We start from the raw sequence: 25,380 nt of genomic DNA, 5'->3' as shown, positions 1-25,380 counted from the left end.
TTTCGTCGGACGGAACTGGTGGCTTGCGCCGCCAGCCCGCCGGCCGTCCTCGGGCGAGTCCTGAGCCAGCATGGCTCAGGCCGCCCTGCGGATCAGAAGTCCATGCCGCCCATGCCGCCCATGCCGCCGCCGCCCATGGGCATGGCGGGCTTGTCTTCGGCCATTTCGCTCACGGCCGCTTCGGTCGTGATCAGGAGACCTGCGACCGATGCTGCGTTCTGCAGCGCGGTGCGGACGACCTTGGTCGGATCGATCACGCCAGCTTCCACCAGGTTCTCGTACGTGTCGGTCGCGGCGTTGAAGCCGATCGACGTGTCGTTGCCGTCGAGCAGCTTGCCCGAAACCACCGCACCGTCATGACCGGCGTTCTGCGCGATCTGGCGAACCAGAGCAGTCAGCGACTTCCGCACGATGTCGATACCGCGGGTCTGGTCGTCGTTCGCACCCTCGAGGCCATCAAGCGCCTTGGTTGCGTACAGCAGAGCCGTACCGCCGCCGGGGACGATGCCTTCTTCGACGGCTGCGCGGGTTGCGTGCAGCGCGTCGTCGACGCGGTCCTTGCGCTCCTTGACTTCAACCTCGGACGAGCCACCGACCTTGATCACGGCAACGCCACCGGCAAGCTTGGCGAGACGCTCCTGGAGCTTCTCCTTGTCGTAGTCGCTGGTCGTGTTCTCGATCTGCTGGCGGATCGCTTCGGTGCGGCCCTTGATCGTGTCGTGATCGCCGGCACCGTCGACGATGACGGTGTTGTCCTTGTCGATCGTGACGCGCTTGGCGGTGCCGAGCATGCCGAGCGTGACGGTCTCGAGCTTGATGCCGAGGTCTTCCGAGATCATCTCGCCCTTGGTCAGGATCGCGATGTCTTCGAGCATCGCCTTGCGACGATCGCCGAAGCCCGGTGCCTTGACCGCTGCGACCTTCAGGCCGCCGCGCAGCTTGTTGACGACGAGCGTGGCCAGAGCCTCACCCTCGATGTCCTCGGCGATGATCAGGAGCGGACGACCCGACTGGACGACGGCTTCCAGGATCGGGAGCATCGCCTGCAGGTTCGAAAGCTTCTTCTCGTGGATCAGGATGTAGGGATCCTGAAGCTCGACGGTCATCTTCTCGGGGTTGGTGATGAAGTAAGGCGACAGATAGCCGCGGTCGAACTGCATGCCCTCGACGACGTCGAGCTCGAATTCGAGACCCTTCGCTTCCTCGACGGTGATCACGCCTTCCTTGCCGACCTTCTCCATGGCTTCGGCGATCTTCTCGCCGACTTCACGGTCGCCATTGGCCGAGATGATACCGACCTGCGCCACTTCCTTCGAACCCGAAACCGGCTTCGAACGCGCCTTGACGTCCTCGACGACCTTGATGACGGCGAGATCGATGCCGCGCTTCAGGTCCATCGGGTTCATGCCCGCTGCGACCGACTTCATGCCCTCGCGAACGATGGCCTGCGCCAGAACCGTCGCGGTGGTGGTGCCGTCGCCGGCGATGTCGTTGGTCTTCGAGGCCACTTCGCGCAGCATCTGCGCACCCATGTTCTCGAACTTGTCCTTGAGCTCGATCTCCTTGGCGACGGTGACGCCGTCCTTGGTGATGCGCGGTGCGCCGAAGCTCTTGTCGATGACGACGTTGCGGCCCTTGGGGCCCAAGGTCACCTTGACCGCGTCGGCGAGGATGTCGACGCCGCGGAGGATGCGCTCACGCGCGTCGCGGCCGAATTTTACGTCCTTGGAAGCCATGTCAGCTACCCTTTCGTATAAGTTGAAAAGTCACGATAAGGTTACACCAAGGTAACCCGGCAGAAGTCAGCCGACGATCCCGAGGATGTCAGATTCCTTCATGATCAGAAGGTCTTCGCCGTCGACCTTGACCTCGGTGCCCGACCATTTGCCGAACAGGATCTTGTCGCCGGTCTTGACGTCGAGCGGGGTGATCGTGCCGTTCTCGGCGCGAGTGCCGGTGCCGATGGCGACGACTTCGCCTTCCTGCGGCTTTTCCTTGGCGGTGTCGGGGATGATGATGCCGCCAGCCGTCTTCTCTTCGGCTTCGAGGCGCTTCACCAGCACGCGATCATGCAACGGACGAAAGTTCATGGGGTCCATGTCCTTTTGGATTGTGACAGATTTCTGGCACTCGAGGTTATCGAGTGCCAACGGACGGCATATGTGCCTCGGGGTGCGGCATGTCAAAGGTTCCGGGGGTGAAATTTTTTCGGGCGGGCGTGGTATTCGGGCACCTGCGCGTGTTTGCCCGAAACACCGCCCCGGCGAAGGCCGGGGCCCAGTTGGCAAGGTCGTTGTAACAGAACGCTCCGCTCCGTCAGCGACGTTCCCCAACTGGGCCCCGGCCTTCGCCGGGGTGGTGAATTGGGATGCGTCTGGGCGCTTGCATTCGCAGGAGAACAAGGCTGGGCAAACTCTCCCTTCTGCTCCCCTTCCGCTTGCGGGAGGGGTCGAGGGAGGGGTTTCTCGGGCGGGGTGCTTGTGGGAAACCCCTCCCGCAAGCGGGAGGGGGATTGCGTGGTGATTGGGGTAGATAGGCGCGCTAGAACGCTTCCTGTGTTGGACGCGTAATACAGGGCATTTACCTGTGCGCGCCGTTGCTCTAGCTCTCGTCCCATGACCGATACCGCTGCGCCGTCCTACGCCCCCTCCTATGTCGACCCTGCCCGCCCGCCGCGGAAGAAATGGCGGCTCGTGCGGGGCGTGTGGAAGTTCCTCGTGGCGATCAAGGACGCGCTCGTCCTGATCGCGATGTTGCTGTTCTTCGGGCTGATCTTCGCGGCGCTCAATGCACGGCAGAGCACGACGGCGATCAAGGACGGCGCGCTGGTGCTCGACCTGAACGGCTCGATCGTCGAGCAACCCGAGGAGCAGGCCGCGTTCGCAGCACTCTCGGGGCAGAGCCGGACGCGGCAGTTTCGCCTGCGCGACGTGGTCCGCTCGATCGATACCGCACGCACCGACGCGCGCGTGAAAGTGGTCGTGCTCGATCTCGACAGCTTCGGCGGCGCCTATCCGGCAGCACTCGGCGAGGTCAGCGATGCACTGGCGCGGGTGCGTGCGAGCGGCAAGCCGGTGCTGGCCTATGCGACCGCGTACACCGATGGCGGCTACCGCCTCGCGGCAAATGCGAGCGAGATCTGGGTGAACCCGCTGGGCGGCACGATCTTCATGGGGCCGGGCGGCAACCAACTCTATTACAAGGGCCTGATCGACAAACTCGGCGTCAATGCGCACGTCTACCGCGTCGGCCGCTACAAGTCGTTCGTCGAGCCGTACACGCGTGCCGACCAGAGCGAGGACGCGAAGGCGGCGAGCACCGCGCTGTACGGCACGTTGTTCGCGCAGTGGCGTGAGGCCGTCGCTAAAGCACGCCCCAAGGCACAGATCGCGCAGTTCATGACCGCGCCCGACAAGGTGATCCTCTCGGCGAACGGCAACATCGCCGAGGCGAATTTGCGCGCGGGCATCGTCGACAAGCTCGGCGATCGCACCAGCTTCGGACGGCGCGTGGCGGAGATCGCGGGCAGCGACGCCAACAAGCCGGCGGGCAACTACACCGCGATCAAATACGACGCCTGGGTGAAGGCCAACCCCCTCCCCACCGCGGGCGATTCGATCGGCGTGCTGACGATTGCCGGGGAGATCGTCGATGGCGAGAGCGGCCCCGGCAAGGCCGCGGGCAAGACGATCGAGAAGGCGGTACTCGACGGGCTTGCCAAGAAGACGCTGAAGGCGCTCGTCGTGCGCGTCGACTCGCCGGGTGGCTCGGTGATGGCGTCGGAGCAGATCCGGCTCGCGATCCTCGAGGCCAAGCGTCAGAAACTGCCCGTGGTCGTGTCGATGGGCGGGCTGGCCGCGAGCGGCGGCTACTGGGTGTCGACGCCCGCCGACGTGATCTTCGCCGAGCCCGGCACGATCACCGGCTCGATCGGTATCTTCGGGGTCGTGCCGACGTTCGAGAACGCGCTCGCCAAGATCGGCGTGACCAGCGACGGCGTGAAGACCACGCCGCTGTCGGGCCAGCCCGATATCACCGGCGGCACCACGCCGATGTTCGACGCGATCGCACAGGCGGGGATCGAGAACGGCTATCGCCAGTTCATCTCGCGCGTGGCGGCATCGCGGAAGATGACGCCGGCGCGGGTGGACGAGATCGGCCAGGGCCGCGTCTGGGATGGCGGCACCGCGCGGCAGATCGGGCTGGTCGACCGGTTCGGAACGTTGCAGGACGCGATCGACGAGGCCGCCAAGCGCGCCAAGCTCGATCCGGCCAAGGTGCATGCCGAGTATCTGGAGAAAAAGCCGGGCTTCCTCGCGACGATCGCGCAGGGTTTCGGCAATGATGGCGACGATGATGCAGGCGGCGGCGATGCGTTCACGCATGTCGCGGCGGATCGGCGCCAGATGCTCGCGCGGGCGGTCGGCGACATGAAGCGGCTGGCGACGTCGGGCTCGATCCAGGCGCGCTGCCTCGAGTGCGGCGGGATGGGGCCGACGACCGCGGGTATCGGCGATGCCAAGCTGCTCGACCTGCTGCTGGCGCGGATCGGGTTCTGATGGCGATCCCCGCAACTGGCAACGGCGGCGGGATCGTCATCCGGGCGGCGGTCCCCGAGGACGCTGCGTCGATTGCGGCGATCTATGCGCCGCACGTGCTGGTCGGGACGGTGTCGTTCGAGACCGAGGCGCCGGATGCGCGGCAGATGCGCGCGCGGATGGCGGCGTCGGACGGGCTGTACCCGTGGCTGGTCGCGACGATCGGCTCCGAGGGTGGCGTGCTGGCCTACGCCTATGCATCCGCGTTCCACAAGCGCGAGGCGTACCGGTTCGCGTGCGAGACCACGGTGTATGTCGCGGATGCGGCGCAGCGTCAGGGTGCGGGGCGGCTGTTGTACGAGGCGCTGATCGATACGCTGCGGGCTCAGGGGTTTACGCAGGCGATCGGGGCGATTGCGTTGCCGAACGATTCGTCGATCAAGCTGCATGAGGCGGTCGGGTTTCGCCGGGCGGGGGTGTACCGCGAGGTCGGGTACAAGAACGGGCAATGGATCGATGTCGGGCATTGGCAGTGCGAGCTGAACGAGCCTGCGGTGCCGCCGGTGGAGCCGCGGCGGTTTGCGGATGTGGGTGTGGTGCGGGGGTAGAGCGACGCTTCGCATCTGGACGAAACTCGTGCGAACTACCCACCACCCCGGCGGAGGCCGGGGTCCAATTGGTGAGGCTGTAGTAACGAAGCGCAGTCCGTCGTCAGCAACGTCCCCCAATTGGGCCCCGGCCTTCGCCGGGGTGGTGGCGGTGTTGGGAGGCGGTTTCTCCAATGAGCAGAGATCAGGCCGACGAGTGGTAACTGTCGGCTCAAGTCCAACCACCGGCCCACCCCTCCTTGTTCTCCCGCGAAGGCGGGAGCCCAGACTGGGTCCCCGCCTTCGCGGGGAAACATGGCGCGCGCGCGAAGTTAGCGGCGTCCACCATACGCTGGCAGCGCTAGATGAAAGCGGATAGCTGCCGCCCTGAGCGTGAACCCAGCACTCGCCGCGATCACCGCCGCCAAGGCTAGCGGCACGCCCACCAACACCAGCCCGACGTAACTCGCCGCCGCCAGCGCTGCCGCGGTCACATACAGTTCCGGCCGCATCAGGATCGACGGTTCCCCCGCCAGCACATCGCGGATGATACCGCCGACGCACGCCGTCATTACCCCCATCAGCGCCGCGGGTACCGGTGGCACGCCGTACCCCAACGCCTTCGCCGCGCCGTACACCGCATACGCCGCAAGCCCGACCGCGTCGAACCAGCCGAGCGCTTCGTCCTTCCACCACCGCTCGGGCGTCACCCAGATCAGCAGCGCCATGCCCAGGCACACGCTCGCGGCACGCGCGTCGTGGACCCAGAACACCGGCGCGCCGATCAGCAGGTCGCGCACGGTGCCGCCGCCGACGCCGGTGATGAGCCCGAAGAACACCAGCGTCACGAACGTCTGGCCGCGCTTGGCCGCGGCGAGCGCCCCCGACGCGGCGAACACGGCGAGCCCAGCCAAGTCGAACCACGGCGCGGCGACGGGCAGGATCTCGACGGGCAAGGGCACGGGCAACATCGCCGCGGCGTAACCGGCCTGCCATCCAGCGTAAAGCGGGACCGCGGAATGATGCCCGCCGGCTGTTAAGAGCAACGCCCCGATGCCGGTCGCGAAGATGAACGCCAGCATGAACGCGGTGTTGTTTTTGGTTCATGCAACTGGCGCTATAGCGGCTTCGTTATACCAGCAGATCAATTCACTAGGGAGTTACATCATGCGTAAGTTCGTTCTGGCCATGGGCCTCAGCGCAATGGTCCTGCCGACCGTCCTCGTTCCCGTGTCGGCCGCCGATGCGCGCGATCGTCGCGAATGGCGTGGTCGCGACGGCCGCGTCTATTGCAAGAAGAGCAACGGCACGACCGGCACGATCATCGGCGGCGTCGGTGGCGCATTGCTCGGCCGCACGGTCGACACCCGCGGCGACCGCACGGTCGGCACGCTGGGCGGCGCCGTCCTCGGTGGCCTCGCCGGTCGCGCGATCGACAAGGGCACGAGCAACAACAACCGTCGTTGCCGCTGACACTCATCGGCTAAATCAATGCCGCTATTTCGGTAGTTGCGCGTTGTGGAAGGGCGTCGTGGGAAACCGCGGCGCCTTTTTTCTTGTCCGATGAAGGATCAAAACGATGACCACACGCAGCGGTTCGGCAAAGTACGAAGGCCTCGGCAAGAGCGGCAAGGGCCATGTCTCGACCCAGTCGGGCGTGCTGTCCGACAGCCCGTACGGCTTCAACACGCGGTTCGAGAACGAGCCCGGCACCAACCCCGAAGAGCTGATCGCGGCGGCGCATGCATCGTGCTTCACGATGGCGCTGAGCTTCGCGCTCGCCGGCAAGGGGTATGAGGCGGGTACGCTCGAAACGTCCGCCAAGGTAACGCTCGACAAGGATGGCGACGGGTTCAAGATCACCAAGTCGGCGCTGACGCTGAACGCGAAGGTCGACGGCATCTCGAAGGACGAGTTCGAGGCGATCGCCGCGGACGCCAAGGCAAACTGCCCGGTGTCGAAGGTGCTCAACGCCGAGATCACGCTGGAGCACAATCTCGCAGCATAAAGCGGTTGCGTGTCTCGCAATCAGGAGGGCCCGGTGGAAACGCCCGGCCCTTCTTGCGTCAGATGATCCCGCCGCCGAGGCTGAGGCGGAGCGCGAAGATGATGATCAGCACGATGTTGAGGTTGCGGCCGCCGCTGCTCGACGACAGCGCGCCGACCGCGGCTCCGACGATGCCGATCGGAATGACGAGCCAGTTCATCCAGCCAAGCAACGGGATGAACGCGACGAGGCCAAGAACCAAGGTGACGAGGCCGATGAGGATTGAGACGATGTTCAGCATAGGGTGAACATGGCGAGTCGCGGGGGGTCGGGCAAGATCGGCGTCACGCGCTCGGTTGGGGACATGCGGAAAACGCTTTCTTCACTGCCTTTCGCGCATAGGATGCGGGTGATGAGTTTTCCCTTGCGCCCCGCCCTGATTCTTTTGCCGCTTGCGCTGGCCGCGTGCGGACGGTCGTCGACCGACCAGCAGGATCTCAACAGCCTCGACGCCGAACTGACCAACGGCGCGGTGCGCGATCCGGCGCTGTCGTCGTCGCTGGAGGGGCAGATCATGGTCGATCCCCGGCTGGCGCAGTCGTCTAATACCGACGCGGTGCGGCCGCCGCCTCGGCCGGATAGCGGCGCGGTGCCGCCGGAGGGTCCACTCAAGGCGGATCCGGTCGATCCGCGGACTCTCAAGCGTGCGCCGGCAGCGTCCAACGACTGTCCGGAGTGCAAGACCGCGAATGGTGCGCTGACGCTGGGGGCATTGGCGGAGCGGCAGACGACGCCGGATGCGGGAGTCTGTGCGCAGAAGATCGGCTATTCGGCGGGGTGGGCGAACCGGTTGCCGGCGGACCTGCCGCTGTATCCGGCGGCGCGGCTGACCGAGGCTGCGGGGGCGGATCGGGACGGGTGTCGGTTGCGCGTGGTGAGTTTTGCGAGCGCTGCGCCGATGCAGAAGATGCTCGACTGGTATTTTACGAAGGCTAGCGCCGCCGGGTATTCGGCGGGGCATAGCACGGACGGCAAGCAGCATGTGCTGGGCGGGGTTCGGGGGACTGACGCTTATGTTGTGTATGTGACGGCAAGGGCTGGTGGCGGGAGCGATGTGGATCTGGTTTCCAACGCTGGGCGGTGAGGTGCTCCACGTGAGATGCATCACCCCGGCGGAGGCCGGGGCCCAATTGGAAAGGCTGGCGTAATTGAGCGCCGTGCTCCGTTAGCGACGTCCCCCAATTGGGCCCCGGCCTTCGCCGGGGTGGTGGTGTGTTGGGGTGGCGCCATCTCTTCCCCCCTTGTTCTCCCGCGAAGGCGGGAGTCCAGTCTGGGTCCCCGCCTTCGCGGGGAAACATTTTGGGACAGGGCTCGCACGGTGATCTCGAACCGACCAAGGGGAGACGCGCGCCTTCCACCAACCCCACCTTTCCGTTTTGCCCGATTCACGCTAGGGCGCGAGAATGCTTCCCCTTCTCTATGTCATGGTCGGTGGTGCGGTCGGGTCCGGCGCGCGCTATCTGACCGGCCGCGCGATGCTGTCGTTGCTGGGGCCTGACTATCCCTTCGGTACGCTCGCCGTGAATTTGATCGGTGGGTTGCTGATGGGGGTGCTGGTCGGCGTACTCGCCCGCAATACCGCTTCGGAAACGTGGCGGCTGTTGCTCGGCGTGGGCGTGCTTGGGGGATTCACGACGTTCTCGGCGTTCTCGCTGGACGTCGTCACGATGATCGAACGAGGCGCGATCGGCGTCGCGTTCGGGTATGTTTTGGTGTCGGTGATCGGTTCGGTCGCCGCGTTGTTCGCGGGTCTCTCCGCAGTAAGGGCCGTCGCATGACTGCGGGCAAAAGCGATAGCGATTCCGGCTTTCGGGAATTCAACGTCGGGTTCGACGATGATGGCATCCGGCTCGACCGGTGGTTCAAGCGACATCTGCCCGAGACGAGCTTCACGACGGTGGCGATGTGGGCGCGCACCGGGCAGCTCCGCGTCGATGGCGCGCGCGCGACGCCGGGCGACCGGATCGCGGCGGGGCAGATGCTCCGCGTGCCGCCGCCCGAGGCCGACAAGGCCGCTGCCGACGTCGACAAGCCGAGGCGCGTTCGCGAACGTGTGATCCTGTCGGACGAGGAAACCGAACTCGCGCAGTCCATGGTCATCCACAAGGATTTCCAGGCGTTCGTGCTGAACAAGCCGCCGGGGCTGGCGACGCAGGGTGGGACCAAGACGACGCAGCATGTCGATGGGCTGCTCGACGGGCTTCAGTACGATAACGAGGGTCGGCCGAAGCTGGTCCACCGGCTCGACAAAGACACGTCCGGCGCGCTGCTGGTGGCGCGCACGTCGCGCGCGGCGGCGTTCTTTGCGAAGGCGTTTTCGGGGCGGACTGCGCGAAAAGTCTATTGGGCGCTGGTGGTCGACGTGCCGTCGATCGAGGACGGCATGATCGAGCTGCCGATCGCGAAGCAGCCGGGCACCGGCGGCGAGAAGATGCACGTCGACGAGGCCGAGGGCGCGCCGGCGCGGACGCGGTACCGCGTGATCGAGCGCGCGGGCAACCGTGCGGCGTGGGTCGAGTTGCAGCCGTTTACGGGGCGGACTCACCAGTTGCGCGTGCACATGGCGGCGATCGGTCATCCGATCGTCGGTGATGGGAAGTATGGCGGCGCAGCGGCGTTTCTGACCGGCGGAATCTCGCGGAAAATGCATCTGCACGCGCGGCGGATCAAGGTGGATCATCCGGATGGTGGGTCGATCGACGTGACCGCCGAACTACCGACGCATTTCGCCGAGAGCCTCAAGCAATTGGGTTTCGAGGAGAAGCTGGGCGACGACCTGGTGCTCGACGAGAAGACCGCGCCGACGCGCGAGCAGATGAAGTCGCGGGCGAGAGCGCATGCGAAGTCGGTGCGGAAAGACCGTAAGGGTGAGCGGCGTGGGCGCGGGGTTGTGGAGGAGAAGGCGACGGGCAAGCCTGCGCCGAAGACGGGTGGGCCTCGGACCGGGGCTGGGTCGAAGTTCGGAGCGCCTCGGAGCGGGCCTCGGGTTGAGGGGGCCAGGCCGGCGGGGCGTGGTCGTCCGGGGGGAGCTGGGAAGCCTGGGCCTCGGAGTGGGCCTGGGACTCGGTAATTGGTAACTGCCGCTTAAGGTGCCCTCACCCTTCCCCCGGCCAAGCGGCCTCGGGCCCCTTCCCTCTCCCTCGAGGGAGAGGGAAATTGGGTACGTTTGCGCTGATCTTATAGGTGCCCCACCCCGGCGGAGGCCGGGGCCCAGTTGGGGGACGTTGCTAACGAAGGGCGGCTCCGTCATTGCCACCTTTCCAACTGGGCCCCGGCCTTCGCCGGGGCGGGGTGGTTGGTTAGCGGTGGTTTATCCGCACAGTCCATTCTCCCGCGAAGGCGTGGGTCCAGGGGCCACGATCGCGGCGCTGCTTGATTCCTGGGCCCCCGCCTTCGCGGGGGAACGAAACGTACCCTATTTCAGCCACCCTAGCAGCAACCGCCGCACACCCTCCGTCACCGTCCCAAACACGATATGCGACGCCGCGCTATACAGATGCGTCGTCGGCGCGGTGTTCCACGGCGCATCGCCGAGACCCGCCGCCGGTACCGCCGCCTCATCGAGCAACGCCGTCGTCGCCGCAGCGAACGCGGTGCCGTAACCCGCGGTCACCAAAGGCCGGTATTCCGCCGCCACCGCGTAAGCGATCCCCAGCCCTGCCCCGAGCGCATAATGCACGACCTGCCCGGCGAGCGGCTTGCGATCGTCGGGGATATCGTGGCCGACCACGACCTGCGACACCTTGTCCGCCGCCTTCTCCGTCGCAGGCTCGGCATCGCTCTCCGACGAGGACAGCGCGGCGACGCCGGCCTGGAAGCGGTCCATCACGAACGAGGCGGCGAGACCGGCGACCAGACCCGCAGCGGCGGCGGCCCAGATGTTCGGGGTATCGGTCTGTGCGTGCGCCATCGTTGAGTCTCCAGAGCTATCCGACACGAACCGTTCGCAGACGCGCGCGTTCCGGTTTGGCGTTCCCTCGCGTGCACGCGTGATCTACGAGGCGGCGATGCGTTGGAAAATCTCATGATCCGTCTTGCCGTGTTCGATTGCGACGGGACGCTCGTCGACAGCCAAGCGAATATCTGCGTCGCGTGCGAACGCGCGTTCGAGGGGGCCGGGCTGATCCCGCCGCCCCGCGCGGACATTCGGCGGATCGTCGGGCTCAGTCTCGTCGAGGCGATGCAGGTACTGTTGCCTCAGGCGGACGAGGCGCTGCACCGGTCGCTTGCCACCGACTACAAGAATGCGTTCCATGCGATGCGGGCGAGTGGCGAGCTTGCCGACGAGCCGCTGTTCGAGGGGATTGCGGAGGTGCTGGCGACGCTCGCCGAAGACGGCTGGGCGCTCGGCGTGGCGACGGGGAAATCCGATCGCGGGCTCGCGCATATTCTTGCCGCGCACGGGATCACCGATCGGTTCGTGACGTTGCAGACCGCGGATCGGCATCCGTCGAAGCCCGATCCGGCGATGCTGCTGGCGGCGATCGCGGAGGCTGGGGCGTCCCTGGAGACGACCGCGATGATCGGCGATACGAGCTACGACATGGCCATGGCGCGCGCGGCGAGGGTGCGGGCCGTCGGGGTCGCGTGGGGGTATCACGACGTGCACGAGCTTTCCGATGCCGGGGCGGATGTCGTTGCGGCGGCGGTGCCGGACCTGCTGCACATGGTGGCGCGGCCATGACCGACGTGGACAAGCTGGCGCAGCGGCGCTGGTTCGTGTTGGTCGGTGTACGGCTGGCGGGGGTCGCGGGCGCGCTGCTCGGGCTGATCCTGATCGCGCGCGCGCATGATCTGGGGCCGAAGATCCTCGGGACGGCGATCGTGCTGTCGGCGATGGCGATGATCGCGATCGTGCCGCGCAGTCTGGCGCATCGCTGGCGGAGTCCTGACGCGTGAAGCGGTTCTGGAAAGACGTCGCGATCGATGCGGATCGGGTGGTGACGCTCGACAGCAAGCCGGTGCGGACGCCCGGGCGGCGACCGCTGGCGTTGCCGAGCGATGCGCTGGCCGAGGCGGTCGCGGCGGAATGGCGCGCGGTCGGCGAGACGATCGACCCGCGGACGATGCCGCTGACGGGGCTCGCCAATGCGGCGACCGATCCGATCGCGAACGACCCTGCGCAGTTCGCCGCGCGGCTGGCGGCGTATGGCGAGAGCGACCTGCTCTGCTACCGCGCGGAGGGGCCGCCGCTGCTGGTCGAGCGACAGGCGGCGTCCTGGGATCCGCTGCTGGCGTGGGCGCGGGGTCGGTACGACGTGACGTTCGCAGTCACCACCGGCGTGATGCACGTCGCGCAACCGGACGCGACGGTCGCGCGGCTGCATGAGGCGGTCGCGGCGTATGACGATTTCCGGCTCGCCGGGCTGTCGCCGGTGGTGACGCTGACCGGGTCGCTGGTGATCGGGCTGGCGCTGATCGAGGGCGAGATCGATGCGGATGCGGCCTGGGCAGCGGCGGGGATCGACGAGGACTGGTCGGTCGAGATGTGGGGCGAGGACTGGCAGGCGACTCAGTTGCGCGAGCTGAAGCGCAAGGAGTTTGGGTTGGGGGTAGAGTTTTTGGGGCTGCTCTGAGCGTTCTCCTGCGAACGCAGGAGCCCAGGATACCAAACGCTACGGCCTGTAACCCTGGACTCCTGCGTTCGCAGGAGAACGGGTTCGCAGGTTAGCGCGTCAGGCGGCGGATGAAGCCGATCAGGCCGGTCTGGCGCGAGCGCTTCAGGCGTTCCGCCGCGAGGATCGTCTTCACGCCGCGGATGCAGCTGTCGACGTCGTCGTTGACCAGCACGTAATCATAGCCGTCCCAGTGGCTGACCTCGTTCGCCGCGCGCGACATGCGAGCTTCGATCACTTCTTCCGAATCGGTGCCGCGGCTGGTGAGGCGGCGGTGGAGCTCTTCCATCGAGGGCGGGAAGATGAAGACGCGGACGACGTCGCCGCCGGCGATCTGGAACAGCTGCTGCGCGCCCTGCCAATCGATGTCGAACAGCACATCCTTGCCGGCTGCGAGCAGTTCCTCGACCTGCGCGCGCGGGGTGCCGTAGCGGTGATTGAAGACGTGTGCCCATTCGAGGAACTCGTCCTTCGCGACCATGTCGCGAAAGCCTTCGAGATCGGTGAAATGGTAATCTTTCCCATCGACTTCGCCGGGTCGCACCGATCGGGTGGTGACCGAGACCGACATCTCGAGTTCGTGCTCGTCCGCGAGCAATCTGCGCGCGATGGTCGACTTGCCGGCACCGGACGGCGAGGACAGGACGAACAGGACTCCGCGACGACGGAAACCATGCGGGTCGGACGGAAGTGTGTGGGGCATGCGCGCCCTTGCCGCGGACTGCGCATGGGCGTCAACCCATGCGCGGCCCGCGCGTGGTATTACGAAGGCGGATTAATAGTCGGCCTTGCGTGCCTTGTTGCGGTCATAGGCCTTCTTGGCTGCATAACCGCCGCCGAGGATCATGCCGAGCGGCCCCATGCGGCGCATCAGGCCCATCGCCACGACGCCCTTTACTGCGCCCGAGGCGCCGCCCGAACCGTCGCGACGGCCCATTTCGCGGCCGACCAATGCACTGATAATACGTCCGATCATGCTTCTGACTCCCCGAAAACCTGGTCCTTGAGTTCCGCTGCACCACGCAGCACTGCCCAGCCGATCGCGTAGGTCACGGCTAGCGGCACGACGACCTTGAGTACGTTGGCGGTGATCGCACCGATGATCGCGCCGTCCGCGTTGCCGTCGTCGCCACTGAGCGATTCGATGCCTGCGCCGATCAGCGCGCCTATGGTCGTTGCGCCCACGTAATTTCTCCTGTCCGTGTGGCGGGTTAGCGCTTGGCGGAGGATTGGGTTCCCGCACGCTCGCGTTCTCCTACGCAAGCAGGAGTCCAAGGTCGCGGGGGGCACGCTCGGTACCCTGGGCTCCTGCGTTCGCAGGAGAACGGAAGGTCAGCGGCCGAGCATCGATTCGGGTTTGACGACGCGGTCGAAGGTTTCGGCGTCGACCAAGCCCAGCGCGAGCCCGGCTTCCTTCAGCGTCAGGCCTTCGGCGTGGGCATATTTAGCGATTTTTGCGGCGGCGTCGTAGCCGATCTCGGGTGCTAGCGCCGTTACCAGCATCAGCGAGCGGTCGAGCAATTCCGCGATCCGCCCGCGATTGGGTTCGATGCCGTCGACGCAGCGTTCCGCGAATCCTTCCATCGCGGTCGCGAGCAGGTCGATCGAGCGCAGCACGTTGGCGCCGATCAGCGGCTTGAAGACGTTCAGCTCAAGATGGCCCTGCATCCCGCCGACGGTAACCGCGACGTGGTTGCCCATCACCTGGCCGGCAACCATCGTCAGCATTTCGCACTGGGTGGGGTTGACCTTGCCGGGCATGATCGAGCTGCCGGGCTCGTTCGCGGGGAGGTCGATCTCGCCAAAGCCGCAGCGGGGGCCCGAGCCGAGCAGGCGGATGTCGTTGGCGATCTTGGTCAGCGCGACCGCCAGCGTGTTGAGCGTGCCCGACAGGTGGACGAGCGGGTCGTTCGACGCGAGCGCCTCGAACTTGTTGCGCGCGCTGACGAACGGCAGGCCGGTGATCTCGGCTAGTTCGTGCGCGATCGCGTCGCCGAAGCCGGCGGGGGCGTTGAGTCCGGTGCCGACCGCGGTGCCGCCTTGCGCGAGGATGACCATGCCGTGGCTGATCGCAGGCTCGATGCGGTGGCGACAGCGGTAGAGCTGGTTCGCATAGCCGGAGAATTCCTGCCCGAGCGTCAGCGGGGTCGCGTCCTGGAGGTGCGTCCGGCCGATCTTGACGATGTCGTCCCAGGCGTTGGCCTTCGCGTCGAGCGCGGCGTGCAATTTGTCGAGGGCGGGGATCAGGCGGTGGGTCGTCGCGATCGCGGCGGCGATGTGGAGTGCGGTCGGGAAGCTGTCGTTCGACGACTGGCTCATGTTGACGTGGTCGTTGGGGTGGACGGGGGACTTGCCGCCGCGGGTGCCGGTGAGCACTTCGTTGGCGCGGCCGGCGATGACCTCGTTCGCGTTCATGTTCGACTGTGTGCCGCTGCCGGTCTGCCAGATGACGAGCGGGAATTGGTCGTCGAGCTTGCCGTCGATGACTTCCTGCGCGGCGGAGTCGATCGCGGCGGCGATCTTGGCGTCGAGGCCGTGCGAGCGGTTTACGCGGGCGGCGGCTTGTTTGACGAGGGCGAGCGCGTGGACGATCTCGATCGGCATGCGTTCGCGCGACGCGAAGGGGAAGTTCTCGATCGAGCGTTCGGTCTGCGCGCCCCAATAGGCGTCGGCGGGGACTTCGATCGGGCCGATCGTGTCGGTTTCTGTGCGGGTGGTCATGGGGGAAGAACCTTCCGGGGCTTGCGTGGGTCCCTCGCCCCTTCGGGGAGAGGGAGGGAGGAGCCGCAGGCGACGGAAGAGTGAGGGGTTTTGGCAGGAAGCGGCCTTAGCCTCACTCCCCTCTCCCTTCCCACGGCAAGTGCCGCGGGCCCCTTCCCTCTCCCCGTAGGGGCGAGGGAGTTTAGGTCACTTTTTCCGCTTGAAATCCACCGCCACGACGTTCGAGCCGTCTTCTATCGGGACCGCGGTCGGGCCGTCGTTTTCGGCTTCGTCGTGGTCGCCGAGCGCGTCCTCCCCACCCTCCTGCGCCTGGAAGCGGAGTTCGAAGCTGACCGCGGGGTCCTGGAACGCGGTGATCGCCGAATATGGGATCACGAGTTTCGACGGGACCTGATTGAACGAAAGCCCGATCGAAAAGCGCTCGTCGTCGACGATGAGGTCCCAGTAGCGGTTCTGCATGACGATCGTCATCTCGTCCGGGAAACGCTCGATTAGGCGCTTGGGGATGTCGACGCCGGGGGCCTGCGTCTTGAAGGTGATGTAGAAATGATGCTCGCCGGGGAGCCCACCAGCCTCCGCGACGGAGCCGAGCACGCGGCCGACCACGGCACGCAGGGCTTCTTGTACGATCTCGTCGTACGGAATCAGGCTATCGGGCAGTCCATCGGTCATATCCCTTGGGTAGCGCCATTCGGATGCCGGTCAAGATTGCATGCGTCGTGGCGCACGTTATGGGAGGTGGCATGCGCACCGCCACGATCACCCGCTCCACCGCCGAGACGGCGATCGACGTCACCGTGAACCTCGATGGGACTGGCGTGTACGACGTCGAGACCGGGGTCGGTTTCTTCGATCACATGCTCGAACAATTGTCGCGTCACTCGCTGATCGATCTTCGCGTGCGGACCAAGGGCGACCTGCATATCGACGAGCATCACACCGTCGAGGATACCGGCATCGCGATCGGCCAGGCGTTCGCGCAAGCGCTTGGCGATAAACGCGGCATCGCGCGGTACGGCGATGCGCTTTCGCCGATGGACGAGACGCTGACGCGGGTGGCGCTGGATATTTCCGGTCGGCCTTGGCTGGTGTGGAAGGACCTGTTCTCGCAGAAGCGGCTGGGCGGGATGGATACCGAGATGTTCGAGCATTTCTTTCACAGCTTCGCGCAGGCGGCTGGGATCACGCTGCACGTCGAGACGCTGTACGGGTCGAACAACCACCACATCGCCGAAGCGGCGTTCAAGGGTGTCGCGCGAGCGCTGCGGACCGCGATCGAGATCGATCCGCGCAAGGCTGACGCGATTCCGTCGACCAAGGGAATCCTGTGACGCTAGCGCTGATCGATTACGGCGCTGGCAATCTCCATTCGGTCGAAAACGCGTTGCGAACTGCGGGTTGTGTCGATCTGGTTGTCACTGCCGACGCTGACGTCGTTGCGAAGGCCGAGCGGATCGTGTTGCCGGGCGTGGGCGCGTACGGCGCTTGCGCGGCGGCTTTGCGTGCCGTGCCGGGGATGGTCGAGGCGCTGAACCGGCGGGTTCGCGACGAGGGTGCGCCGTTTCTCGGGATCTGCGTCGGCATGCAGTTGATGGCCGATGCGGGGGAAGAGATGGGGACTCATGCCGGGCTTGGCTGGGTCGCCGGGCGCGTGCGACGACTGGAGCCGGGGACTATGGAGGCGAAGGTGCCGCATATGGGCTGGAACGATGTCGTTCCTTCCCTAGCGCATCCGCTGATCGAGCCGGGCGAGGCGTATTTCCTGCATAGCTTCGCGTTCGAAGGCGCTGACGTGCTCGCGACCACCGACCATGCCGGTGCGGTCACCGCGGCGATCGGTCGCGACACCATGATCGGCGTGCAGTTTCATCCTGAGAAGAGCCAGCGCTATGGCCTGGCCTTGCTCGAACGTTTCCTGGAGTGGCGGCCGTGAGCCTGATTATCTTTCCCGCGATCGACCTGAAGGCGGGTCAGGTGGTGCGTCTCGCCGAGGGCGATATGGACCGCGCGACCGTCTATGGCGACGATCCTGCGGCGCAGGCGATGCTGTTCGCCGAGGCGGGTGCGGAGCATCTGCACGTGGTCGATCTCGACGGCGCGTTTGCGGGAGCTTCGGTCAATGGCGATGCGGTTCGGGCGATCGTCGCGCAGTTTCCGGGGCATGTGCAGCTTGGCGGCGGGATCCGGACGCGGGCGAGCGTCGAGGGCTGGTTCGATCTGGGCGTGTCTCGCGTCGTGATTGGGACGGCGGCGCTGGAGGACCCCGAGTTCGTGCGCGGCGTGGCGAAGGATTTCCCCGGCGGGATCGTCGTCGCGGTCGACGCGAAGGACGGCATGGTCGCGACCAAGGGCTGGGCGGACGTGTCGACCACCAGCGCGGTCGATCTGGCGCGGCGGTTCGAGGATGCGGGAGTGGCGTCGTTGCTGTTCACCGATGTCGGGCGCGACGGGATGCTCAAGGGGTGCAACGTCGACGCGACGGTCGATCTGGCGCGGTCGGTGGACATTCCGGTGATCGCCAGCGGTGGTGTGAAGGGGATTGCCGAGATCCACGTGCTGGCTTTGCATGTGCGGGACGGGGTCGAGGGCGTGATCACTGGGCGGGCGTTGTACGACGGGCGGCTCGACCTCGCGGCGGCGATGAGCGTGGCAAAGGCAGCAGGATGATTCACGCGGAGACGCGGAGACGCGGAGGAAGTGAGAGCTTTTCGCGCAGAGGCGCAGAGAGCGCGGAGGTAGTGCGCGGCCGCCTTCATTGCTTCCTCACTGGCGATAGAACCCCGCCCGCCCCAGCGCGCCCCTTCTTCTCTGCGTCCTCAGCGCCTCTGCGCGAAAATTTCTTAGCGGCTTTGCCGCGTCTCCGCGTCTCCGCGTCTCCGCAAAAACCAATTCTATGGCGCAACGCATGACGGTTCGCGCGCGCGTTATTCCGTGTCTCGACGTTGCCGATGGGCGCGTGGTGAAGGGCGTGAACTTCGTCGAACTGCGCGATGCGGGCGATCCGGTCGAGCAGGCGCGGGCCTATGATGCGGCCGGGGCGGATGAACTGTGTTTCCTCGATATTGGCGCGAGCCATGAGGGCCGGGGGACGATCCTCGACGTCGTCCGACGGACGGCGGCGGTGTGCTTCATGCCGTTGACCGTCGGTGGCGGCGTGCGGACGGCGGATGATGCGCGGGCGCTGTTGCTGGCGGGGGCGGACAAGGTGGCCGTGAACTCCGCGGCGGTGGAGCGGCCGGAACTGGTCGCGGATATCGCCGAGCGGTTCGGCAGCCAGTGCTGCGTGGCGAGCGTCGATGCGCGGCGTTCCGGCGAAGGTTGGGAAGTGTTCACGCATGGCGGCCGGCGCGCGACCGGGATCGATGCGATCGCGCATGCGCTGAAGCTTGCCGAACTGGGGGCGGGCGAGTTGCTGGTCACGTCGATGGACCGTGACGGGACGCGCAGTGGCTACGACCTCGAGCTGATCCGGGCGATTTCGGACCGGGTGAGCGTGCCGGTGGTGGCGAGCGGCGGGGTCGGCGGGCTCGACGACCTAGTCGCGGGCATCCGTGATGGGCATGCTAGCGCGGTGCTGGCGGCGTCGATCTTCCATTTCGGGCAGGCGTCGATCGGCGAGGCGCATGCGGCGCTGGCGGCAGCGGGGATACCGGTGCGGGCGCCGGTGCGTTTAGCCTGATCCGATGATCGCCCTGCCCTTCCTCGCGGTGCAGTCGGGGCATAGCGGCATCGTCCACCCGCGCACGGGCCCCGAGCTGTCGGACATCGCGCTGTTCGTATTTGCGGCGATCGGCGTGTGGCTCGTGCGGCGGGCGTTGCGGAAACGGTTCGCAAGGACGAAACCCCCTGCGGAGGATTGACCCGCCTGCCCGGCTGCGCCAGCACGCGAGCCATGGCAGACCCCGTATTCGACCGCCTCGAAGCGACCATCCGCGCCCGTCGCGATGCGACCGCCGATACCTCGTACACCGCCAGCCTGTTCGCACGAGGCCGGCCCAAGATCGCGCAGAAGCTCGGCGAGGAAGCCGTGGAAACGGTCATCGCCGCGTGCTCGGGCAACGAGGCGAGCATTGTGCCGGAAGCGGCGGACCTAATGTTTCATCTAGCGGTGTTGCTGGCGGATGCTGGGCTTAGCCTCGCCGACGTGCGCGCGGAGTTGGAACGGCGCGAAGGTGTTGGCGGGCTGGTCGAGAAGGCCGGTCGGACGAGCTAACGCCACATCCGTCATTCCCGCGGAGGCGGGAAGCCATACTGGCTGGCGCCACGATGAGTGTGCGGTCGTTCGAGGATATGGATCCCCGCCTTCGCGAGGATGACGAAAGTGGGTATGTTCCCGCGAAAGGAGCTTGCCCATGCCGATCGACGCCACCCAGCCTTATGACGACCAGAACATCTTCGCGAAGATCCTGCGCGGGGAGATTCCGTCGAAGCGGGTCTATGACGACGACTTCGCGATCGCGTTCCACGACATCAACCCGCAGGCGCCGACGCATCTGCTCGTGATCCCCAAGGGTGCGTACGTGTCGTGGGACGATTTCTCCGCGCGCGCACCCGATGACGAGATCGCCGGGTTCATCCGTGCGGTGGGCACCGTCGCGCGCGCCGCCGGCCTTGTCGAACCCGGCTATCGCTTGCTCGCGAACATCGGCCAGGACGGACACCAGGAGGTGCCGCATCTGCATGTTCATGTCTTCGGCGGGCGCCCGCTCGGGCCGATGCTGGCGCGATAGGCCAGCTTCACCGCACTAAAGGATTGCGCGTAATAAAATTGCCATTAGGCTCGGGCGCTTGAGCAAAGGGGGCCATTTGACCCGGCCCTCGCTATCCCCGGGGGACACCGCGTTGATTTTTGGTCGCGTAAAATCGCTGGATGCCATTCTGGCGACGGCAGAAAAAAAGGGTCTGGCGCGAACGCTCAGCGCGTTCCAGCTGACGCTGCTGGGCGTCGGCGCGGTGATCGGCACGGGTATCTTCGTGCTGACCTCCGAGGCCGCGCAGAAGGCCGGACCGGGCATGTTGCTGAGCTTCGTCGTCGCCGGCTTTGTCTGCGCGGTGGCGGCGCTCTGTTATTCCGAACTCGCGTCGATGGTGCCGGTGTCGGGCTCCGCCTACACCTACACCTATGCGGTTACCGGTGAGCTGCTCGCCTGGATGGTCGGCTGGGCGCTGATCCTGGAATATGCGGTTGGCGCGAGCGCGGTCGCGGTGGGGTGGTCGAACCATCTGGCCGGGCTGCTCGACGGGATCGGGTTCCACATCCCCAACGGGTTGCGCAACGCCGACGCGCTGATGGCGAACGTCCAGGTCGCGTTCGGCGCGACGCCCAATGCCGATCTGCAGACCGCGATGACCGTTGGCGGCTTCATGAACCTGCCCGCGGTGATCGTCATCGCGCTCGTCACGTGGCTGCTGGTGGTCGGGACGACCGAGAGCGCACGCGTCAATGCGGTGCTCGTGCTGATCAAGATCGCCGCCCTGACTGCGTTCATCGCGCTCACCATCCCGGTCCTGAAGGCGGACAATTTCCATCCGTTCCTGCCCTACGGCGTCGGCAACCCACTGAGTTCGTCGGGCGTCGGCGTGCTGGGTGCGGCGGCGTCGATCTTCTTCGCCTATGTCGGCTTCGACGCGGTTTCGACCGCCGCCGAGGAGACCAAGAATCCGCAGCGCAACGTGCCGATCGGTCTCATTGCCAGCCTCGGCATCTGTACGTTGTTCTATCTGCTGGTCGCGTCGGGCGCGATCGGTGCGATCGGTGCGAACCCGGTGACGACCGCCGATGGCGGTATCCTGGCACCGGGCTCGGCCGAGATGGCCGGGCGTTGCGCGGCGATCGTTGCAGGCGGCGCGATGGAGCCATTGGTCTGCTCGAAGGAAGCGCTCGTCCACGTGCTCCAGGTCATCAACTGGCCGATCATGGGTCGCCTGGTCGGTCTCGCCGCGGTGCTGGCGCTGCCGTCGGTCGTGCTGATGATGATGTTCGGCCAGACCCGTGTGTTCTTCACGATGGCGCGTGATGGTTTGCTTCCGGCAAAGCTCGCGTCGATCCACCCGAAGTTCCGGACGCCGCATGTGGTAACGGTCGTGACGGGTATTGCCGCGGCGATCGCGGCGGCGGTACTGCCGGTCGGCAAGCTCGCCGATTACTCGAACGCGGGCACGCTGTTCGCGTTCATGATGGTCGCGATCTCGGTAATGGTGCTGCGCAAGACCGATCCCGGCCGCAAGCGTCCGTTCCGCACGCCCGCAGTGTACATCGTCGCGCCGCTCGCGATCATCGGTTGCGTCGGGCTGTACCTGTCGCTGCCGCTGACCGCCAAGCTGGTGCTGCCGGGCTGGGGTGCGATCGGGTTGGCGATCTACTTCCTTTATAGCCGCTCGCGCAGCCATGTCGGGCTGGGTCTCGACGATGGTGTAGCCGAGGATGACCGGACGCCTCCGGGCAGCCACTGATCGAGGACAAGAAAAAAGGGCCGCGGGAGGAAACTCCCGCGGCCCTTTTTTTGTGTCTTCGCACCCAAGCTTGTTCTCCCGCGAAGGCGGGGCCCAGTCTGGGTCCCCGCCTTCGCGGGGACGCATGCCTCAGCCGATATGCTTGGCGGCGAGCGCCTTCATGTCGACCATCGGGCGGGCGCCGACATGGCTGATGATCTCGGCTGCGCAGACCGCACCAAGCTTAAGCGACGCGTGCAGGTCGTAGCCCTGCGCCTGGCCGTGGAGGAAACCCGCCGCGAACAGGTCGCCCGCGCCGGTGGTGTCGACGACCTTGGCGATCGGCTCGGCCTTGACCTCGGCCCGCGTACCGTTCTGGAGTGCGCAGGCGCCGTGCTCGCCACGGGTGACGACCAGGGTCGGGACCTGTGCGGAGATTTTGGCGACCGCTGCGTCGAAGTCGTCGGTCTCGGCGAGCGCGGCGAGTTCGCTCTCGTTGGCGAACAGGATGTCGATCAGGCCGTCCGACAAGAGCTGGCGGAAATCGCCGCCGTGGCGCGAGATGCAGAACACGTCGCTGAGCGTGAACGCGACCTTCCGGCCTGCATCGCGGGCGCAATCGATCGCGGCGCGCATCGCGGCGCGCGGCTCTTCGGGATCCCAGAGATAGCCTTCGAGATACAGGATCGCGCTGTCGGCGATCATCGCGGTGTCGATCGCGGCGGCGGGCAGGAACTGGCCTGCGCCGAGGAAGGTGTTCATCGTGCGCTGGCCGTCGGGAGTGACGAAGATCAAGCAGCGGCCGGTGGTCGGGTCGCCGGCGCGAACGGGGGTGGCGAACTCGATGCCGATGCTGCGGACGTCATGCGCGAAGACCTGGCCGAGCTGGTCGTCGGCGACCTGGCCGATAAACCCGCATTTGCCGCCGAGCGCGGCGATGCCGGCTACGGTGTTTGCCGCCGAGCCACCCGAGATTTCCATGCCCGGGCCCATCTTGGCGTAGAGCGCGTCGGCTTCCTCCGACGAGAACATGAGCTGCATCGAGCCCTTGGCGACGCCGATCTCGGCGATGAACGCGTCGTCGGCGGTGGCGAGGATGTCGACGATCGCATTGCCGATCGCGACGACGTCGTAAGTTGGTGTGCTCAAGGGGAAACTCCGGGGGTGCGGGAAAGCCCTGCCGTAAATCGCGGGGGGGATTGGTGCAACTGGTGTGGGGGGTGGGCGATAGGTCGACGCAACGAACGCAATGATCGAAGCGACGACTAATAGCCGGTAAAGGCCACCACCCCGTGGAGGCCGGGGTTCAATTGGGGGACGTTGATAACGACGGCTGCGCCTTATTACGACGACCTTTCCAATTGGACCCCGGCCTGCGCCGGGGTGGTGGCTTTGGGTTGGGTGCAAAACTTAGGCGGTTCGGCAGTTTGGATAAGCCGTGATAACGCCGCGCCCTGCTGTTCCCTCGCGAACGCGGGGCCAGGGTGTCGGGCGGTGTTCGTGGTTTAGCTGGGCCCCCGCGTCCGCGGGGGAACGGGGAAAAGTCGGGCTGCCGAAAAGTCGAAACGACGGAGACGGGTCGGGAAACTCGCGTTGACCTTCCCCTGCCCCCGCGCCATCCCAAACCAATGCTCCGCGCCATTGCCCTATCGCTCAGCCAGCTTACCGATCCGCCGGTCCTGCGCGTGTTCGTGAAGTCTATGGTCGTCACGCTGCTTGTCTTCGCGCTGCTCGGCGTTGGCACGTGGTGGGGTACGCAAGCCGCACTGGCCGCGTGGCTCGACTGGCATTCCGGCGGACTCGCGGCCGCGTTCGCGTTGTTCGTCACGATCCTGGCGCTGTGGCTGCTGTTCCGCGCCGTCGCTATCGCGGTGGTCGGAATCTTCGCGGACGAAGTCGTGGCGGCGGTCGAGGCGCGGCATTATCCCGACGCGCAGCGCACCGCCCGGCCGGTGCCGTTCGCACGGAGCCTCGCGATGGGGTTACGTTCCGCTGCGCGCGTCGTGCTCGTCAACCTCGTGATGCTGCCCATCTACATCGCGTTGCTCGTTACCGGTGTCGGCACCGCCGCTGCGTTCTTCATCGTCAATGGCTGGCTGCTCGGGCGCGATCTGGGGGACATGGTGGCGGCGCGGCACATGGATGCGGCGGCGATGCGGGGCTGGCGTGCGACGACGAAGGGGAGCCGGTTCGTGCTGGGGCTTGCGAACACCGGGCTGTTCGTGGTTCCGGTCCTCAACATCGCCGCGCCAGTGCTGGGGGCCGCGATGGCAACACATTACTTCCACAGCCAGTATTCTCGCAAAGGCCGACCATGACGCGATTGACCACTATAGCCATCGCGCTGGCCCTCGGCAGCGGCTTGGCCGGTTGCGCCGCACCGGTCGCCAAGCCCGCGGTCGGACGCCCAGCGATCCCGTACACGAGCGTCGGACTTGAACGCGTGCTGGGCCAGGATGCCGCGGGCCTGACCAGACTGTTCGGCCAACCCGATGCCGACGTGCGTGAGGGCAGCGCGCGAAAGCTGCAATTCCAGAGCGGCATCTGCGTGCTCGACGCGTATCTGTACCCCAAGGGGTCCGACGCCCCCCGCGTGACGTATCTCGACGCGCGAGAACCCGACGGGAGCACGATCGACCGTGCGAGTTGCGTAGCGGCGCTGACACGACGGGAAGGCGGAAAGTAACGGACGGTCGCGCAATAGGCCAAAGTTTCTGCCTTCAACGCATCCGATAAGGATTAACGCGCCGGCCTCGTCGATGGGCAACGGGAGCGCGAGATCGGTTCACCGTGCCGTCGCGTGAAGCGATCGCATACGACCCGCCGACACTATGGACGCACGCTCCATCACGCCGCACGACGGTGATCCACCCCGGGGGCCGGAGTCAGTGATCGTGTTGAAGACCATGTGGAATATGCCCGCAAAAGTAGTGCGCGAGCATGCGGCGAACGAAGAGGACATCGGCAAGTCCGTCGCCAGCGGCTCTTTGCAAGAGATGGTCCGGGCATTCGACGGGTATGACGACGCCGAAGCGGCGGACCTGATCATCCAGTGCGCGGGCCGCGACCGACCGATCACCTGGGGCGAAATCCGGGACCTTCGGCGTATCGAGGCCAAGAGCGCGGGGGACTGACCAGCGTCGATATCCCGCTGGTCATGGACTTGGTGCGGCGGAGCGTTATGGGCGCCTGGAGACCCGATAGCGAAAGACGATCATGGCAACGACCGTAATTACCCCGAGCGGCCCCGGCGCGATGGAAGCCGGCCTGATTCTCGACGAAGACGGCCAGCGCTTCGTCTTGCTGACGTTCAAGGAACCGGGGGGCGAGCCCACGCTGGTCACCTTCACGGTTCCGATTTTTCAGCATTATGTCGAGCATCTTGTCCGCACCGCCGCATCGGCTGACGATGAGGCGAACTGGGGCATTCCCGGCTGAGT

General features: G+C 66.2%; 33 protein-coding genes. 22 read left to right on the top strand and 11 right to left on the bottom strand.

Annotation, left to right across the window (positions count from 1 at the left end):
- Nucleotides 1–92: 92 nt before the first annotated feature.
- A complete protein-coding gene (gene groL / locus C8J25_RS12285) occupies nt 93–1,736 on the bottom strand; it encodes a chaperonin GroEL (protein ID WP_056065680.1) in 1,644 nt (547 codons plus the stop codon).
- 66 nt (nt 1,737–1,802) lie between these two features.
- The gene (gene groES / locus C8J25_RS12280) at nt 1,803–2,090 is read right to left on the bottom strand and encodes a co-chaperone GroES (protein ID WP_056052039.1); all 288 of its coding nucleotides are present in this window, start codon (nt 2,088–2,090) and stop codon (nt 1,803–1,805) included.
- A 525-nt stretch (nt 2,091–2,615) separates the two neighbouring features.
- On the opposite strand from groES, the gene sppA reads away from it, so the two are divergent.
- The gene (gene sppA, locus C8J25_RS12275) at nt 2,616–4,559 is read left to right on the top strand and encodes a signal peptide peptidase SppA (protein WP_107954687.1); all 1,944 of its coding nucleotides are present in this window, start codon (nt 2,616–2,618) and stop codon (nt 4,557–4,559) included.
- A complete protein-coding gene (locus C8J25_RS12270; RefSeq protein ID WP_107954686.1) occupies nt 4,559–5,146 on the top strand; it encodes a GNAT family N-acetyltransferase in 588 nt (195 codons plus the stop codon). The genes sppA and C8J25_RS12270 overlap by 1 nt, the downstream gene beginning before the upstream one ends.
- Before the next feature lie 311 nt (nt 5,147–5,457).
- Here the strand turns inward: C8J25_RS12270 and C8J25_RS12265 are convergent, their stop codons facing one another.
- Nucleotides 5,458–6,096: a trimeric intracellular cation channel family protein gene (locus C8J25_RS12265; RefSeq protein WP_107954806.1), complete on the bottom strand. Its 639-nt coding sequence runs from the start codon at nt 6,094–6,096 to the stop codon at nt 5,458–5,460.
- A gap of 196 nt (nt 6,097–6,292) precedes the next feature.
- On the opposite strand from C8J25_RS12265, the gene C8J25_RS12260 reads away from it, so the two are divergent.
- Both C8J25_RS12260 and C8J25_RS12255 read left to right on the top strand, forming a co-directional pair.
- Complete coding sequence (locus C8J25_RS12260) at nt 6,293–6,598, top strand: glycine zipper 2TM domain-containing protein (RefSeq protein WP_056065671.1); 306 nt, start codon at nt 6,293–6,295, stop codon at nt 6,596–6,598.
- Between the two features lie 106 nt (nt 6,599–6,704).
- Entirely contained in the window at nt 6,705–7,133 is a 429-nt protein-coding gene (locus C8J25_RS12255; protein ID WP_107954685.1) for an OsmC family protein, read from the top strand.
- 58 nt (nt 7,134–7,191) lie between these two features.
- Here the strand turns inward: C8J25_RS12255 and C8J25_RS12250 are convergent, their stop codons facing one another.
- A complete protein-coding gene (locus tag C8J25_RS12250) occupies nt 7,192–7,413 on the bottom strand; it encodes a hypothetical protein (protein ID WP_056052052.1) in 222 nt (73 codons plus the stop codon).
- 111 nt (nt 7,414–7,524) lie between these two features.
- On the opposite strand from C8J25_RS12250, the gene C8J25_RS12245 reads away from it, so the two are divergent.
- From C8J25_RS12245 to C8J25_RS12235, 3 genes are all read left to right on the top strand, one after another.
- Entirely contained in the window at nt 7,525–8,256 is a 732-nt protein-coding gene (locus tag C8J25_RS12245; RefSeq protein ID WP_244187050.1) for a hypothetical protein, read from the top strand.
- A 319-nt stretch (nt 8,257–8,575) separates the two neighbouring features.
- The gene (crcB, locus tag C8J25_RS12240) at nt 8,576–8,950 is read left to right on the top strand and encodes a fluoride efflux transporter CrcB (protein WP_056489728.1); all 375 of its coding nucleotides are present in this window, start codon (nt 8,576–8,578) and stop codon (nt 8,948–8,950) included.
- Nucleotides 8,947–10,242, top strand: coding sequence for an RluA family pseudouridine synthase (locus C8J25_RS12235; protein ID WP_107954683.1), 1,296 nt, complete (start codon nt 8,947–8,949; stop codon nt 10,240–10,242). Before crcB ends, C8J25_RS12235 begins: the two co-directional genes overlap by 4 nt.
- 345 nt (nt 10,243–10,587) lie before the next feature.
- Here C8J25_RS12235 and C8J25_RS12230 read toward each other — a convergent pair whose 3' ends face one another.
- Entirely contained in the window at nt 10,588–11,082 is a 495-nt protein-coding gene (locus C8J25_RS12230) for a DUF1440 domain-containing protein (RefSeq protein WP_107954682.1), read from the bottom strand.
- 114 nt (nt 11,083–11,196) lie between these two features.
- On the opposite strand from C8J25_RS12230, the gene C8J25_RS12225 reads away from it, so the two are divergent.
- The 3 genes from C8J25_RS12225 to C8J25_RS12215 are packed head-to-tail and all read left to right on the top strand — an operon-like array spanning nt 11,197 to nt 12,748.
- Entirely contained in the window at nt 11,197–11,856 is a 660-nt protein-coding gene (locus C8J25_RS12225) for an HAD-IA family hydrolase (protein WP_107954681.1), read from the top strand.
- Entirely contained in the window at nt 11,853–12,071 is a 219-nt protein-coding gene (locus C8J25_RS12220) for a hypothetical protein (RefSeq protein WP_107954680.1), read from the top strand. The genes C8J25_RS12225 and C8J25_RS12220 overlap by 4 nt, the downstream gene beginning before the upstream one ends.
- Entirely contained in the window at nt 12,068–12,748 is a 681-nt protein-coding gene (locus tag C8J25_RS12215; protein WP_107954679.1) for an ATP12 family chaperone protein, read from the top strand. Before C8J25_RS12220 ends, C8J25_RS12215 begins: the two co-directional genes overlap by 4 nt.
- A 91-nt stretch (nt 12,749–12,839) precedes the next feature.
- Here the strand turns inward: C8J25_RS12215 and gmk are convergent, their stop codons facing one another.
- The 5 genes from gmk to C8J25_RS12190 form a co-directional block, all read right to left on the bottom strand.
- On the bottom strand, nt 12,840–13,490 hold the full coding sequence (gmk, locus tag C8J25_RS12210; protein WP_056489738.1) for a guanylate kinase: 651 nt from the start codon (nt 13,488–13,490) through the stop codon (nt 12,840–12,842).
- Nucleotides 13,491–13,562: 72 nt separating this feature from the next.
- Nucleotides 13,563–13,763, bottom strand: a complete 201-nt coding sequence (locus tag C8J25_RS12205; protein WP_093398678.1) for a hypothetical protein — start codon at nt 13,761–13,763, stop codon at nt 13,563–13,565.
- On the bottom strand, nt 13,760–13,972 hold the full coding sequence (locus tag C8J25_RS12200; protein ID WP_107954678.1) for a hypothetical protein: 213 nt from the start codon (nt 13,970–13,972) through the stop codon (nt 13,760–13,762). The genes C8J25_RS12205 and C8J25_RS12200 overlap by 4 nt, the downstream gene beginning before the upstream one ends.
- A 147-nt stretch (nt 13,973–14,119) precedes the next feature.
- Complete coding sequence (gene fumC / locus C8J25_RS12195; protein WP_107954677.1) at nt 14,120–15,508, bottom strand: class II fumarate hydratase; 1,389 nt, start codon at nt 15,506–15,508, stop codon at nt 14,120–14,122.
- A gap of 186 nt (nt 15,509–15,694) precedes the next feature.
- Nucleotides 15,695–16,180, bottom strand: a complete 486-nt coding sequence (locus C8J25_RS12190) for an SspB family protein (RefSeq protein WP_107954676.1) — start codon at nt 16,178–16,180, stop codon at nt 15,695–15,697.
- Nucleotides 16,181–16,251: 71 nt separating this feature from the next.
- Here C8J25_RS12190 and hisB point away from each other — a divergent pair, with 71 nt between their 5' ends.
- The 8 genes from hisB (at nt 16,252) to C8J25_RS12155 (ending at nt 21,961) form a co-directional block, all read left to right on the top strand.
- A complete protein-coding gene (gene hisB / locus C8J25_RS12185) occupies nt 16,252–16,839 on the top strand; it encodes an imidazoleglycerol-phosphate dehydratase HisB (RefSeq protein ID WP_107954675.1) in 588 nt (195 codons plus the stop codon).
- Complete coding sequence (gene hisH, locus C8J25_RS12180) at nt 16,836–17,441, top strand: imidazole glycerol phosphate synthase subunit HisH (RefSeq protein ID WP_107954674.1); 606 nt, start codon at nt 16,836–16,838, stop codon at nt 17,439–17,441. The genes hisB and hisH overlap by 4 nt, the downstream gene beginning before the upstream one ends.
- Nucleotides 17,438–18,175: a 1-(5-phosphoribosyl)-5-[(5-phosphoribosylamino)methylideneamino]imidazole-4-carboxamide isomerase gene (gene hisA / locus C8J25_RS12175; protein WP_107954805.1), complete on the top strand. Its 738-nt coding sequence runs from the start codon at nt 17,438–17,440 to the stop codon at nt 18,173–18,175. Before hisH ends, hisA begins: the two co-directional genes overlap by 4 nt.
- A gap of 238 nt (nt 18,176–18,413) precedes the next feature.
- Complete coding sequence (gene hisF, locus C8J25_RS12170; RefSeq protein ID WP_107954804.1) at nt 18,414–19,187, top strand: imidazole glycerol phosphate synthase subunit HisF; 774 nt, start codon at nt 18,414–18,416, stop codon at nt 19,185–19,187.
- Nucleotides 19,188–19,191: 4 nt separating this feature from the next.
- A complete protein-coding gene (locus C8J25_RS20755) occupies nt 19,192–19,368 on the top strand; it encodes a hypothetical protein (protein ID WP_167397713.1) in 177 nt (58 codons plus the stop codon).
- A gap of 32 nt (nt 19,369–19,400) precedes the next feature.
- Nucleotides 19,401–19,721, top strand: a complete 321-nt coding sequence (locus tag C8J25_RS12165; RefSeq protein WP_107954673.1) for a phosphoribosyl-ATP diphosphatase — start codon at nt 19,401–19,403, stop codon at nt 19,719–19,721.
- A gap of 139 nt (nt 19,722–19,860) precedes the next feature.
- Nucleotides 19,861–20,238, top strand: coding sequence for a histidine triad nucleotide-binding protein (locus C8J25_RS12160; RefSeq protein ID WP_107954672.1), 378 nt, complete (start codon nt 19,861–19,863; stop codon nt 20,236–20,238).
- A gap of 112 nt (nt 20,239–20,350) precedes the next feature.
- Nucleotides 20,351–21,961: an amino acid permease gene (locus C8J25_RS12155; protein ID WP_107954671.1), complete on the top strand. Its 1,611-nt coding sequence runs from the start codon at nt 20,351–20,353 to the stop codon at nt 21,959–21,961.
- A 129-nt stretch (nt 21,962–22,090) separates the two neighbouring features.
- Here the strand turns inward: C8J25_RS12155 and C8J25_RS12150 are convergent, their stop codons facing one another.
- A complete protein-coding gene (locus C8J25_RS12150) occupies nt 22,091–23,089 on the bottom strand; it encodes an adenosine kinase (RefSeq protein WP_107954670.1) in 999 nt (332 codons plus the stop codon).
- A gap of 479 nt (nt 23,090–23,568) precedes the next feature.
- Here C8J25_RS12150 and C8J25_RS12145 point away from each other — a divergent pair, with 479 nt between their 5' ends.
- The 4 genes from C8J25_RS12145 (at nt 23,569) to C8J25_RS12130 (ending at nt 25,378) form a co-directional block, all read left to right on the top strand.
- Entirely contained in the window at nt 23,569–24,258 is a 690-nt protein-coding gene (locus C8J25_RS12145; RefSeq protein ID WP_107954669.1) for an EI24 domain-containing protein, read from the top strand.
- Nucleotides 24,255–24,626, top strand: a complete 372-nt coding sequence (locus C8J25_RS12140; RefSeq protein ID WP_107954668.1) for a hypothetical protein — start codon at nt 24,255–24,257, stop codon at nt 24,624–24,626. Before C8J25_RS12145 ends, C8J25_RS12140 begins: the two co-directional genes overlap by 4 nt.
- 145 nt (nt 24,627–24,771) lie before the next feature.
- Nucleotides 24,772–25,074, top strand: coding sequence for a hypothetical protein (locus C8J25_RS12135; RefSeq protein WP_107954667.1), 303 nt, complete (start codon nt 24,772–24,774; stop codon nt 25,072–25,074).
- An 82-nt stretch (nt 25,075–25,156) separates the two neighbouring features.
- Nucleotides 25,157–25,378 (top strand): hypothetical protein, encoded by a 222-nt coding sequence (locus C8J25_RS12130; RefSeq protein ID WP_146173334.1) that lies wholly within the window; start codon nt 25,157–25,159, stop codon nt 25,376–25,378.
- Nucleotides 25,379–25,380: the final 2 nt, after the last annotated feature.

Source organism: Sphingomonas faeni, assembly GCF_003053745.1.
Classification (GTDB): Bacteria; Pseudomonadota; Alphaproteobacteria; order Sphingomonadales; family Sphingomonadaceae; genus Sphingomonas; species Sphingomonas faeni.
Note: the sequence above shows the minus strand (reverse complement) of the source record. Positions and strands in the feature narration are given on the sequence as shown.